Origin of the sequence: Bradyrhizobium genosp. P, from assembly GCF_049949265.1 — a bacterium.
GTDB lineage: Bacteria > Pseudomonadota > Alphaproteobacteria > Rhizobiales > Xanthobacteraceae > Bradyrhizobium.
Genome location: NZ_CP188195.1, coordinates 6,263,020 through 6,275,432 on the forward strand (window position 1 = coordinate 6,263,020; position 12,413 = coordinate 6,275,432).

At 63.9% G+C, this 12,413-nt stretch carries 15 protein-coding genes; 3 read left to right on the forward strand and 12 right to left on the reverse strand.

Features of this window, described 5'->3' with window-relative positions; genetic code table 11:
• Positions 1-214 precede the first annotated feature (214 nt).
• Positions 215-1,264 (reverse strand): hydroxyacid dehydrogenase, encoded by a 1,050-nt coding sequence (locus tag ACP2YO_RS30290; protein WP_426434801.1) that lies wholly within the window; start codon positions 1,262-1,264, stop codon positions 215-217.
• A gap of 176 nt (positions 1,265-1,440) precedes the next feature.
• Between ACP2YO_RS30290 and ACP2YO_RS30295 the strand changes: the two genes are divergently transcribed.
• Together ACP2YO_RS30295 and ACP2YO_RS30300 are read left to right on the forward strand one after the other, a co-directional pair.
• Positions 1,441-2,001: a thiamine pyrophosphate-binding protein gene (locus ACP2YO_RS30295; RefSeq protein WP_426434802.1), complete on the forward strand. Its 561-nt coding sequence runs from the start codon at positions 1,441-1,443 to the stop codon at positions 1,999-2,001.
• A gap of 8 nt (positions 2,002-2,009) precedes the next feature.
• Entirely contained in the window at positions 2,010-2,612 is a 603-nt protein-coding gene (locus ACP2YO_RS30300) for a thiamine pyrophosphate-dependent enzyme (protein ID WP_426434803.1), read from the forward strand.
• A 151-nt stretch (positions 2,613-2,763) separates the two neighbouring features.
• On the opposite strand, the gene ACP2YO_RS30305 is transcribed toward ACP2YO_RS30300, so the two are convergent.
• The 7 genes from ACP2YO_RS30305 to ACP2YO_RS30335 form a co-directional block, all read right to left on the reverse strand.
• Positions 2,764-3,150 carry a DUF1236 domain-containing protein gene (locus ACP2YO_RS30305; RefSeq protein ID WP_426434804.1) on the reverse strand — a complete coding sequence of 129 codons (387 nt, stop codon included), beginning with the start codon at positions 3,148-3,150 and terminating at the stop codon, positions 2,764-2,766.
• A 99-nt stretch (positions 3,151-3,249) separates the two neighbouring features.
• Positions 3,250-4,137, reverse strand: a complete 888-nt coding sequence (locus tag ACP2YO_RS30310; protein WP_426434805.1) for a 2-hydroxy-3-oxopropionate reductase — start codon at positions 4,135-4,137, stop codon at positions 3,250-3,252.
• 20 nt (positions 4,138-4,157) lie between these two features.
• Positions 4,158-4,943: a hydroxypyruvate isomerase gene (gene hyi, locus ACP2YO_RS30315; RefSeq protein WP_426434806.1), complete on the reverse strand. Its 786-nt coding sequence runs from the start codon at positions 4,941-4,943 to the stop codon at positions 4,158-4,160.
• Positions 4,944-4,960: 17 nt separating this feature from the next.
• Positions 4,961-6,751 carry a glyoxylate carboligase gene (gcl, locus tag ACP2YO_RS30320; protein WP_426434807.1) on the reverse strand — a complete coding sequence of 597 codons (1,791 nt, stop codon included), beginning with the start codon at positions 6,749-6,751 and terminating at the stop codon, positions 4,961-4,963.
• Between the two features lie 179 nt (positions 6,752-6,930).
• On the reverse strand, positions 6,931-7,992 hold the full coding sequence (locus ACP2YO_RS30325; RefSeq protein WP_426434808.1) for a ketopantoate reductase family protein: 1,062 nt from the start codon (positions 7,990-7,992) through the stop codon (positions 6,931-6,933).
• A 137-nt stretch (positions 7,993-8,129) separates the two neighbouring features.
• Complete coding sequence (locus tag ACP2YO_RS30330; protein ID WP_426434809.1) at positions 8,130-8,915, reverse strand: NYN domain-containing protein; 786 nt, start codon at positions 8,913-8,915, stop codon at positions 8,130-8,132.
• 111 nt (positions 8,916-9,026) lie between these two features.
• Positions 9,027-9,434, reverse strand: a complete 408-nt coding sequence (locus tag ACP2YO_RS30335; RefSeq protein WP_426434810.1) for a hypothetical protein — start codon at positions 9,432-9,434, stop codon at positions 9,027-9,029.
• A 229-nt stretch (positions 9,435-9,663) separates the two neighbouring features.
• On the opposite strand from ACP2YO_RS30335, the gene ACP2YO_RS30340 reads away from it, so the two are divergent.
• On the forward strand, positions 9,664-10,422 hold the full coding sequence (locus tag ACP2YO_RS30340) for a GntR family transcriptional regulator (RefSeq protein WP_426434811.1): 759 nt from the start codon (positions 9,664-9,666) through the stop codon (positions 10,420-10,422).
• 40 nt (positions 10,423-10,462) lie between these two features.
• Here ACP2YO_RS30340 and ACP2YO_RS30345 read toward each other — a convergent pair whose 3' ends face one another.
• From ACP2YO_RS30345 to ACP2YO_RS30360, 4 genes are all read right to left on the reverse strand, one after another.
• On the reverse strand, positions 10,463-10,771 hold the full coding sequence (locus tag ACP2YO_RS30345) for a DUF6166 domain-containing protein (RefSeq protein WP_426434812.1): 309 nt from the start codon (positions 10,769-10,771) through the stop codon (positions 10,463-10,465).
• A gap of 46 nt (positions 10,772-10,817) precedes the next feature.
• The gene (locus ACP2YO_RS30350) at positions 10,818-11,015 is read right to left on the reverse strand and encodes a hypothetical protein (RefSeq protein ID WP_426434813.1); all 198 of its coding nucleotides are present in this window, start codon (positions 11,013-11,015) and stop codon (positions 10,818-10,820) included.
• Positions 11,016-11,080: 65 nt separating this feature from the next.
• A complete protein-coding gene (locus ACP2YO_RS30355; RefSeq protein ID WP_426434814.1) occupies positions 11,081-11,458 on the reverse strand; it encodes a hypothetical protein in 378 nt (125 codons plus the stop codon).
• 10 nt (positions 11,459-11,468) lie between these two features.
• Complete coding sequence (locus ACP2YO_RS30360) at positions 11,469-12,254, reverse strand: fatty acid hydroxylase family protein (RefSeq protein WP_426434815.1); 786 nt, start codon at positions 12,252-12,254, stop codon at positions 11,469-11,471.
• Positions 12,255-12,413 lie beyond the last annotated feature (159 nt).

A 12,413-nucleotide genomic window follows, 5' to 3' on the forward strand; every position in this document is an offset into this window, starting at 1 on the left:
CGGGCACAGAGCGAACATGGCGATATCAGGCTAAGTCGTCGATATCTCAGGGAAAATAACAACGGACGCATCGCCAAGTGGTGGTTTTGCAGTGGGTTTGTTGCTCCATTTGAGGCCACGGCGAAGGAGATTTTCTCCGGGGTTTTAGGCCACCGCTCCATCAACTCGTCATGCCCGGGCTTGACCCGGCCATGACGATGCTGAGATGTCGGTCCTACTGCGGCACGAATCCGAACGCCCTCTCGAACCGCTTCGCGTACACCGGCCACACCTCGGGATTGATGATGCGCGGCGGACGCTTGCCGTCGAGCGCAGCGAGGATCTGCTCGGCGGCGATCTTGCCCATGTTGATCCGCGCCTCCCGTGTGACGCCGGCAGTGTGCGGGCTCGCCAGCACATTGTCGAACTGCAAGAGCGGATGATCCGGCGGCGGCGGTTCCTTGGCCCAGACGTCGAGGCCAGCACCGGCGATGCGTTTTTCGCGCAACGCCTCTTCCAGGGCCTTCTCGTCGTGGATGAAGCCGCGCGCGGTGGTGACGAAATAAGCGTGCGGCTGCATCAGCGCGAATTCGCGGGTGCTGATCATGCCCCTGCTCTTGTTGTCCAACGGGCATGAGATCGAGACGAAATCTGAACGGCGCAGAAGTTCGTCGAGCTCGACCTTCTCCCCGCCCCGCTTCGCCATCTCCTCAGTGGTGAGATATGGATCGTAGGCGATCACCTTCATGTGCAGCAGGCCCCTGCACAGCTCGGCGATGCGGCGGCCGACATTGCCGAGGCCGACGATGCCGACGGTCTTTTCCTTCAACTCGTTGCCGATCAGATCGTTGCGGTTGACGTTGGGCTCGCGCCGCAGCCGGCGATCGGACTGGATGATCCGCTTCGACAACGTCAGCATCATGCCGAGCGCGTGCTCGGCAACCGAATTGGCATTGCCGCCGGACTGGTTGACGACCAGCACGCCCGCTACGGTGCAGGCGTCGACATCGACGGGATCGAAACCCGCGCCGTTCGAGGACACAATCAAAAGGTTCGGCGCGCGCTTCAACAGCCCGGCGTGGGCATGGAAATGCGGCGCCAGCTCATCGCGCGCCGCGCCGATCTGGTAGGCATGTGCGTCGGCCAGCACAGGCGCGAACTGTGCCTCCGGCGTGTCGTTCTCGAGCCGGTCGAGCCGCACGTCCGGCCGCTGCTTCAGGATATCGACATAGATCTCGTGGGCGAGATATTTGACGTAGAACACGCGCTTGTTGTTAACGGTCATGTCTTCGCCGTTTCCCCCAGAAATATCGTTGTGTCCTGTATCGCACGCCGGATCGACGCCGGTATCGCCGGAATCCGCAGATCGCGTTGCGGCCGGAGCATGTTGACAATCCCGCCCACTGCGTCAAGTTTTCACCCCGCAAGCGGCCGTTGCGTCGCACGATCAGGGAGAACAGGATGGCGGCCGCTACAGAACACGCCTCGCCGAAGGGCTCGGTTTCCCCACCAACCTGGCACGGGATCGTGCAGCAGACGCTCAAGCGCAACGAGATCCGGCTGGTGCCTTACGTGCCCGACCGGGTGCTGACCACGCTGATCAAGAACCTGCACGCTGATCCCTATTTCACCACCTTCCCGACCGCGCGCGAGGAAGAGGCCGTCGGCATCATCGCCGGCGCCTGGATGGCCGGAATGCGCGGCGCGGTGCTGATGCAGACCTCGGGCTTTGCCACGCTCGCCAATGTGCTGGCGTCGCTGGCGGTGCCCTACCAGATCCCGCTGATCATGTTCGTCTCCGAGCGTGGTACGCTCGGCGAGTTCAATTATGGCCAGGCGCTGGTCTGCCGCACCATGCGGCCCGTGCTGGATTCGCTGGCGATGGAGCACCACACCATCACACGGCTCGACGAGTTCGAATTCATCGCCGACCGCTCGATCAAGCAGGCCGTCACCACCCAGGCGCCGGTGGCGCTGATCCTCTCGCCGCTGTTGACCGGCGGCAAAGTGTTCGACAAGTGAGATCAGCCATGACCACACCCACGCGCAATACCAAGGTGATGAACCGCTTCGACCTAATCTCGCGTCTGGTTGCAACACTGAAGCATGAAGAGGCCGTGATCGGCGGCATCGGCAACACCAATTTCGATCTCTGGGCCGCCGGCCATCGCCCGCAGAACTTCTACATGCTGGGCAGCATGGGACTGGCGTTTCCGATCGCGCTTGGCGTCGCGCTGGCGCAGCCGAACCGGCGCGTGTTCGCGCTGGAGGGCGACGGCTCGCTGTTGATGCAGCTCGGTTGCCTCTCAACGATCGCGACGCTGGCGCCGAAGAATCTCACCATGGTGGTGATGGACAACGGCGTCTACCAGATCACGGGCGCGCAACCGACACCGGCAGCAGGCCATACCGACATCGTCGCGGTCGCAGTCGCAAGCGGCATTGCCAACAGCTCCTGGGCCGCTGATGAAGACGACTTCGAGCGGCTGATCGAACAATCGATGTCGGCTTCAAGCCCGAGCCTGATCGGTGTTCGCATCGACGACAAGCCCGGCACCGGCACCACGCGGCGCGACCCGGTCCAGATCCGCGAGCGCTTCATGGGCGGACTCGGGGTGCGCGAGCTGTTGTAGGCAAAGGAAATCCCCGCGGGCGGGAGGCCCGCGGGGACACGATTCACATCGTCTATCTCGTCGTTGCGAGCGAAGCGAAGCAATCCATCTCGCAGCGTGTGCGGAGGAATGGATTGCTTCGTCGCTATCGCTCCTCGCAATGACGACGCGGTCAGTCGATGAACTTGACCACCCTGCGGGTGCGCGGCTCGACGATCACCCGGCGATCGTTGACGACCGCATAGCGATACTCAGTGTAGTTCGGCACGGGATACAGCACGACCGTGTCAGGCAGCGGCTCGCCGACCACGACGCGCTCGCGCACCACGACCGACGGCTCGGTCCGCGGGATCGACGAGATCACCGCATTCGGAATCTCGAGGCCGGCACCCACCGCAGCACCCACGGTGCCGCCGACGATCTCACCGACGGGACCTGCAACGTCGCCACCTGTGCGCGCGCCATTTACGGCGCCTGCCGCGGTGGTGGACTGCGCAAAAGCCGAGCCCGATGCCAGCAACGACGCCGCGACAATGGAAAGTACAAAACGCTTGTTCATCATTCTCCTCCAGCAGATTGACGATGCCTCTCAACATCGGGAGGGAGGAGACGTTCCAATTCCCCGTCGGGCAATAATCCCGGTTCCAGCCGGAACCATTTAAACCGAGGCGATCGCGTGATCGGCCATCATCTCGAGCGCGCGCACCATCGCCGAATGATCCCACCCCTTGCCGCCATGCGCCACGCAGGAGGAGAACAATTGCTGCGCCATCGCCGTGCCCGGCAGGGAAATGCCGAGCGCACGCGCGCCTTCGAGCGCGAGGTTGAGATCCTTTTGGTGCAGCTCGATACGGAAACCGGGATCGAACTTGCGGCTCACCATGCGTTCGCCATGCACTTCGAGGATGCGCGACGCGGCAAAGCCGCCCATCAGCGCCTGCCGCACCAGCGCCGGATCGGCACCGGCCTTGGAGGCGAACAGCAGCGCCTCGCCGACCGCCTCGATCGTCAGCGCGACGATGATCTGGTTGGCAACCTTGGTGGTCTGGCCGTCGCCATTGCCGCCGACATGGGTGACGTTCTTGCCCATCCGCTCGAACACCGGCCTCATCGTGTTGAAGGCGCGCTCCGGACCGCCGACCATGATGGTCAGGCTCGCCGCCTTGGCGCCGACCTCGCCGCCCGACACCGGCGCATCGAGATAGTCGGCGCCGAGCGCCTCGATCTTCTTCGCGAACTCCTTGGTTGCCAGCGGCGAGATCGAACTCATGTCGGCGACGATCTTGCCCTTCGACAGCCCACCCGCGACGCCGTCCTTGCCGAACAGCACCGCTTCGACATGCGGCGTATCCGGCACCATGATGATAACGGCGTCCGCCTCCTGCGCGACCTCCCGGCCTGACTGGCAGGCGACGCCGCCGCCCGCGAGCAGTTCGGGCGCGACTGGCGCGACGTCATGCAGGAACAGACGATGGCCGGCGGCCTGGAGATGGGCCGCCATGGGACGGCCCATGGTGCCGAGGCCGATAAAACCGATATCGATCATTGCTGCTTGTCCTTGCTTGATCACGTCTCGAACGTCTGCGCGGCGTGCCAGCCGAGGCCTTCGACCGTCGAGGTGCGCGGCTTGTATTCGCATCCGATCCAGCCGCGATAGCCGATCACGTCGAGATGGCGGAACAGGAACGGGTAGTTGATCTCGCCGGTGCCGGGCTCGTTGCGGCCCGGATTGTCGGCGAGCTGCACATGCGCGATCTGCGGCAGATGCCGCTGCAGGCGGCGGGCGATGTCGCCCTCCATCACCTGCATGTGGTAGATGTCGTACTGCACGAACAGATTGCTCGACTGTACGTCGGCGATGATCTGCACCGCCTGCTCGGTCCGGTTGAGGAAGAAGTCGGGAATGTCGATCGTATTGATCGGCTCGATCAGCAATCTGATCCGCTCGCGCGCCAGGGCATCGGCGGCGAAACGGAGATTACCGAGCAGCACCTCGTTCAGCTCGAAGATATCGGCGCCGCGAGGGGCAATACCGACGAGGCAATTGAGCTGCCGGCAGTCCAGCGCCTTGGCGTAATCAATCGCGCGCGCCACGCCGTCGCGGAATTCGTCGACGCGATCGGGCAGGATCGCGATGCCGCGCTCGCCGGCGGCCCAATTGCCGGCCGGCAGGTTGTGCAGCACCTGCGTCAGGCCCTGCTTGTCGAGCTGTTCGCGCAGCTCGGCCTTGTCAAAATCGTACGGGAAGAGATACTCGATGCCGCTGAAGCCGGCAGCCTTGGCTGCAGCGAAGCGTTCGACGAACGGCACCTCGCCGAACAGCATGGTGAGATTGGCGGCGAATTTCGGCATGGCGTATCCCTTCCGCGTCAAGCCGGCTGAAGCATGCCGCCCTGGCGCGCGGCTGGCGTGTCATCGAGCGGCAGATCGAGAACGTCCTCGAACTCGACGATGTTGTCGATCTCGGTGCCCATCGCGATGTTGGTGACACGCTCGAGGATGAACTCGACCACGACAGGCACCTGGAACTCCGCCATCAGATCGCGCGCGGTCTGGAACGCCGCGGCGGCGTGATTGGGATCGGTGACGCGGATCGCCTTGCAGCCGAGGCCTTCGGCGACGGCGACGTGATCGACGCCATAGACGCCAAGTTCCGGCGCGTTGATGTTCTCGAAGGAGAGCTGGACATGGTAGTCCATGTCGAAGCCGCGCTGCGCCTGGCGGATCAGCCCGAGATAGGAATTGTTCACCACGACGTGGATGTAGGGCAGCTTGAACTGCGCGCCGACCGCGAGTTCCTCGATCAGGAACTGGAAGTCGTAATCGCCCGACAGCGCCACGATCTCGCGTGCAGGATCCGCCACGCGCACGCCGAGCGCTGCCGGCAACGTCCAGCCGAGCGGGCCGGCCTGCCCGGCATTGATCCAGTTGCGCGGCCCGTAGACGCCGAGGAATTGCGCACCGGCGATCTGCGACAGGCCGATCACGCTAACGTAGGTCGTGTCGCGGCCGAAGGCGCGGTTCATCTCCTGATAGACCCGCTGCGGCTTGATCGGCATCTCGTCGAAATGGCTCTTGCGCAGCATGGTCCGCTTGCGGTCTTGGCACGCGGCCGGCCATGCCTGCCGCTCCCTGAGCCTGCCGTCCCGGCGCCATTCCCTTGCAACACTCACAAACAGCTCAAGCGCGGCCTTGGCGTCGGAGACGATGCCGAGATCGGGATTGAAGACGCGGCCGATCTGCGTCGGCTCGATGTCGACATGAACGAATTTGCGGCCCTTGGTGTAGGTCTCGATCGAGCCGGTGTGACGGTTGGCCCAGCGATTGCCAATGCCGAGCACGACATCCGATTGCAGCATGGTGGCGTTGCCGTAGCGGTGGCTGGTCTGCAAGCCGACCATGCCGGCCATCAGCACGTGATCGTCGGGGATCGCGCCCCACCCCATCAGTGTCGGTACCACTGGGATGTTGACGGTTTCGGCGAAGGTCACCAGCAGGTCGGATGCATCGGCGCTGATGACGCCGCCGCCGGCGACGATCAGCGGCCGCTCGGCCGCATTGAGCATTTCCAGCGCCTGCTCGATCTGGGCGCGGGTCGCCGCCGGCTTGTAGACCGGCAGCGGCGCGTACGTGGAGTCGTCGAACTCAATCTCGGCCAACTGAACATCGAGCGGCAGGTCGATCAGCACCGGCCCGGGACGTCCCGAGCGCATGACGTGGAACGCCTGGCTGAACACCCGCGGCACCAGGCCGGGCTCGCGCACCGTGACTGCCCATTTGGTCACAGGCTTGGCGATCGACTCGATGTCGACAGCCTGAAAATCCTCCTTGTAGAGCCGCGCGCGCGGCGCCTGGCCGGTGATGCACAGGATCGGGATCGAATCCGCGATCGCCGAATAGAGCCCGGTGATCATGTCGGTGCCGGCCGGCCCCGACGTGCCGATACAGACGCCGATATTGCCTGATTTGGCGCGGGTGTAGCCTTCGGCCATGTGCGAGGCGCCCTCGACATGGCGCGCCAGGATATGCCTGATCGATCCGCGTAGCTTCAGCGCCGAGTACAGCGGGTTGATCGCAGCCCCCGGCACGCCGAAGGCGCAAGTGATGCCCTCCTTCTCCAGGATCCGCACCGCCGCATCGATCGCCCGCATCTTCGCCATGTCACGCCTCGCCCAACCTTGTCGGCACAGGCTGCATCTTCACGGTCGCGGCGCGCGATCTCAACGAAGGGGATTTTATTTCCCGCTGGGTGGAAGGGGTTCGTAAAAGACGCAACGGATCAGGTGCTTGGCTGGCGCACGTGATGGAAACTACCAGCGTCGCAAAAGCGCAGCGCGCATCAATTCATCCGCAGTTCCGTAATGTGCCGCGGGTCCGGCGCAAGCTCGCCGCGCTCGACGCGCTTGACGATGTCGGTAAGCGCGGCGTTGGCCGCGCACGCGATGCCGAGCTTCTCGCCCTCGCGCACCACGAAGCCGTTGAGGAATTCGATCTCGGTGCGCCGGCCCTTCTGCATGTCCTGGCCCATCGAGGGGCGCTGTGCCGACGAGGTGCGTTTGGCGTCCTTGAAGCGCTGCTCGTCGCAGGCCTGTATCGCGGCCTCGTCGCCTTCGCCGGCACGCGCGATCGTCTCGGGCGGCAGATGCAGGATTTCCTCGAGCTGATAGCCCTGTGCCTGGCCGACGCGGATCGCCTCGCTGCCAAGCCGGGTCGAGAAGCGGCGCAACGGCTCGCTCTGCAACATTTCTCCGCCGGGCAAACCAGTACAGGCCGAGAGCCCATTGCCCATGACATTGGCAACCAGTTTCGACCAGCGCTCGCCCCAGAGATTGCCGGTGACCTTGGCGCTGTCGGAATAGCCGACCAGCCGGCATACCTCTTCCGCGCGCGGCGTGATCCGGCCGTGCACCTCGCCGGCGCGGAACACGGTATGCGCCGCGCCGCCCTTGCCGGCGCCGCGGTGGATGTGGCCGGGCTCAGGCAAATTGACGGTGATGCTGCTGGCAATGCAGCCGAGCGTCTTGCCCCAGCCGACGACGCCGGCGATCGTCTCCTCGTTCATGCAGTTCTGCAGCGACACCATATAGCCATCCGGCGCCAGATATTGCTGAATCAGCATGGTGGCCCAGGCGGTATCATATGACTTCATGCACACGAAGGCGATGTCGACGGGCTTCTCCTTGGCGAGCTGCTGCGCGTCGGTGACGTGGAGCGCGCGCACAGGAACCGAGAACTCCGCGACGTCCATCGCATGGGTGACGCGCAAGCCGTGCTTTCGCATGTGCTCGACATGCTCGGGCCATGGATCGATGAAGGTGACGTCCTCGCCCGCCTGCACCATGTGCGAACCGGCATATCCGCCGACGGCGCCGGCTCCAAAGATCGCGATCTTCCGACCCATGCGCTCCTCCCCTACGTTTCGTTGGTCATAGCGAACGCAACCGCGCCCGCTCGTCCGTTGGCGATCACTTTAGTGGATCTGATATTTCCGCCAACGGGAGGCTTCATGCCAAAAGCGGACCTGTGCCATGCCGGCAATCATGGGCCGGTCGCGGGCGGCGGCGGTTTTCGGGGGGCTCGCCTTCTGGCAGGCGCTTCGGCCACCGGCTTGACGCGAATGCGCATCGTTCCGCCTTTGGCCTGATCGATTTCGAACGAATTTGTCCGGCGCACCAGATCGCTCAGCTTGCGAAAGCCGTAGGTTCTCGGATCGAAATCGGACGCGAGGTTGGCGAGCTGCCGTCCGACTTCGCCAAGGCCGACCCAGCCGTCCTCGCTTTCCATCTGGGTGATGACCTTCTTGATGATGGGGGTCGCGGCATCGAGCTGCTGCAGCGGCTTCGGGCCCGAGGTCGCATCCTTGTTATTACCAGCCGTGACGGCAAGCAGGTTCTCGGTGTAGACGAATCTGCGGCACGCCTGCCGAAAACTTTCCGGCGTCTTCTGTTCGCCGAACCCGAACACGTCGACGCCATGTTCCCTGATGCGGGCGGCAAGCCGGGTGAAATCACTGTCCGACGACACCAGGCAGAAGCCGTCGAACCGGCCACTATGCAGCAGGTCCATCGCGTCGATAACCAGCGTGATGTCGGACGCGTTCTTTCCAGTCGTATAGGCGAATTGCTGCTGCGGGATGATGGCGTGCTTCGACAGGATGTCGGCCCAGCCCTTGGACCTGGGATTGGAGAAGTCGCCGTAGATGCGGCGGACGCTGGCCTCGCCGATCTTGGCAATCTCCTCGAACAGCCCATCGGCGATCTTGGCCGACGCGTTGTCGGCGTCGATCAGAACGGCGAGACGGGGCGAGCGGAGTTCGGACGGCATGGGGTTCCCCATCGTTGGATCGGGGCATATCGCCCCGCTGCGCCATCGGCTTGGATGGCGATGGATGGGTATACCGACGTCGGGGCTTGCGCCGCCAGACCTAAATTTACCTCAAATCACCTCGCCGGCGTCGATCGCACGCTTGGCGAACTCGACGGCCTTCTCGGCCGTGATCGCATCGGTGACGGTCGTCACCTCATCGCGCACCGCGGGTGGAGAGACAATCCGGATCTTCTTGCCGTTCGAGCGGCGGATCGTTGCGCGCCAACGATCCGTATCGCGCCGGTAAGCGTCGATCACATAATCCTTGTAGGTAATGCCGCTCACGGCCGGCTGCTTCGGCGCCATCCCGGGTGCGAGCGGTCCGCTCGCGACGTCACGAACCAACTCGACGATCGCCTGGACGATCTCGTCCCGCGCGCGCCCGCTCGCGTCCTTCAGCAAATATCTTACCGCCGCACCGATCTCCGCCCGGGCGCGATCGTCGCTCGCAAAACTTGAATCGACCTGAACCAACATGGTGGGTAAATGCCTCCCCCGGACACAGCCGTGCCGCCGGCGACACATAACCGGGTTCCCATTAAGGGCAAATTATCGGAGATGCCTCGATTTCGTCGATGCCGTTAACCGGCTTTCGGCTGCACCTCGCTTGCGCGCGAGGATCGGTTCAGCATGCGCACACCGGCCGGCCTTGTCGCGGTATCCGAGGTGTGAGATATCTGCTGCATAGCAGCGCACATCATCCTCCATGGCAGATTCGAACAAACGATCCGGCACCGCGCACGTACGCTCCGCCGGCAGCCGCCGGCCAGCGCGAAAACCGTCAGCGGCCGCTGGCAAGCCGCGTCCGTCCAAGCAGGCTCCACTCCTGCAGAACGACGTCACGCTCACCGAACGCGCCTATGCCGAGCTGGAAGAACTGATCGTGACGCTGCAATTGACGCCCGGCACCGCGCTGTCCGAACTCGTGCTCGCCAAGCGGCTTGGCATCGGCCGCACGCCGATCCGCGAAGCCTTGCAGCGCCTGTCGCGCGACGGCCTTGTCAACATCCTGGCCCGTCGCGGCGTGCTGGTGTCCGAGATCGACCTCCGCGCCCAGCTCCGTCTGCTCGAGGTGCGGCGCGAGCTGGAGCGATTGATGGCGCGTAGCGCGGCCGAGCGCGCCACCAGCGAGCAGCGCGCGCAATTCACCGAGATCGCCACCGGTATGCGCCGCGCTGCCGAGAAATCCGACGATCTGCTGTTCATGCGGCTGGACCATCAGTTCAACACGCTGGTCGCCGGAGCCTCGCGCAACGAGTTCGCCAGCCGCGCGATGGGCCTGATGCACGGCCTGTCGCGCCGCTTCTGGTACCAGCATTACAAGGAAGCGGCCGACCTGCCGCTCGCGGCGCGGCTGCACGCGGAGGTCGCCGAAGCGATCGCCGAGCGTCGCGTGGACGCGGCCGGTGCGGCCTCGGACGATCTGATCAACTATATCGAGAGCTTTGCGCGTTCGACGCTGTAATTGCTGCCGATCAAGATGTCGCAAGGGACTGAATGCGTGACTACGCCGCCCGTCCGGACCGCAACGTCGCGACCGCCTCATCGAGATCGGCCGAGCTGAGCTCCCATTCATTGTCGAAATTGGCGACGACGCGCCGCATGAAGGTCTTGTGCAGCTCCTTGGCGGCGGCTGCGTCCTTCAGATGGTCGTAGAGCAGCGCGAAGGCCAGTTGCGCCGGCTCGGGTCCTTCATAGCTCCATTCAAAACCGTGATCGGTGAGCCTGAGTTGGTCATAGTGCGGCGACAACGGCTGGCCGTCGACCAGCACGGAAATGCCGTCGATGGTGCGGTCCCCGGTATAGGTCGCCATTGGATCCTCCCTGTGCGGCGTCATCGTATCAGGCTCCCGGATCCTGTCAGGGCCCCGGTGAACGCGCCTTGAGATCCTTTTTCACGACCTCGGGGAATATCCACATCGACACCGTGGCAAACACTCCGAGGAACGCGACCGCATAGCTTGGTCCGCGCTGTCCCAAATAGACCATGAAGAAGTATCCGCATGCCGCGGTGGCGAGGCACGCCACCGACAGCAGGAACTTGATGCGGCTCGGCATCGCGACCTCCTCTTGAAGTGCATGATCTTTTCGGAAAACCGATTCACACTTTTCCGGATCATGTTTCAGGCAAACCAGATGTGAAAGGACGGCGCGGCGACGCGCGCGAGCAACGCAAGCGCCGCGATCATGACGCAGCCGGCAATCCGCAGTCCCGATCGGCCGTCGCGCCGGCGCTCGGGCAGCGCCTGGAACAATGCGGGCAGGAACAGCAACAATACACCACCCGCGACGACGATGGTGGTCCAGCGCAGCTCAATCGCGGCGAACGCGATCGTGCCACCCGATAGCGCGAGCCACAACACCGTCGCCGCCATCACCGGCAGGCGGGATCGCCCCTGCAACGGATACATCCCGGCAAGCTGCAGGAAACCGGCACAGCAGACGCTCCAGAGCAGGCAAAACCAGCCGAGCGCGACGAGATTCGGTTCAAGCTGCGGCATGCGGCACGCTTCACTCGGCCGGGACGCTGGCGCCGCCGACCCGCGGCGTCCGCGCCGTACGACGCATGTCGGTCTTCACGTAGCGGGTGCTGTAGCCGTTGAAGATGTGACCGAGCAGACCGCGGTTGAGATCGGAGGTGCCGAACAGGCAGTCCGTCACCGGGAAGGTCAGGTTCATGTTCCGCTCCATCATGATCGACTGGTGGTGATGGGCGGTATGATGCCGGCGGATGGTGTTGACGAACGGCATATTGCGCACGAAGGCGTTTTCTTCGACGTGGCAGCAGAAGTGCATGAACTCGTAGATCAGGTACATCGACGTCGTCGTGGTGATCACAAGCCATCCGGTATTGGCCGAGATGACAAGGCCAGCCGCGGTCGCCGGCGGGATCGACATCAAGGTGAACACCACGAGCGCATAGGGCGGAAAGAAGGTGACGCGCCAGTCGTGGTGGTCGGCAAACCGCATCTCCTCCTCGGTGAAGAACTGGTGATGCATCAGCGTGTGGCGGCTGTAGATCGCGCGCAGCAGCGGCACGTTCGACGGCCGGTGCATGACGAAGCGATGGATGGCCCATTCGAAGAAGTTCGCGATCAGAAAGACCACCGGAACAGTGATGTACTCCCACCATTTCACGTCGTGGAGGTTGGCCAGATAGACGTAAAGCGCCGTAAAGCCGATCGTGTAGATCAGCACGACGTGCAGCCAGCCATTGTACCAGCCGACCACGCGCTCGCGGTAGGTCGCACGGTATTTGCGCTGGCGTTCCGTCATCCGGGTCGCGGCCAACTCCATCGCGGTTCTCCCTCATCGCTTTCCTTACTTGACATATCAGTAGCACATCAGATGCCAAAAGCAAGCTGGCTGCCCGAGGCGGCGCGTTTCAAAAGCGGGGATCGGTGCCTGGAACCCGGTGCAAGCAGGTCAGAGGGGATCTGGCCGGAGCCAGCTGCC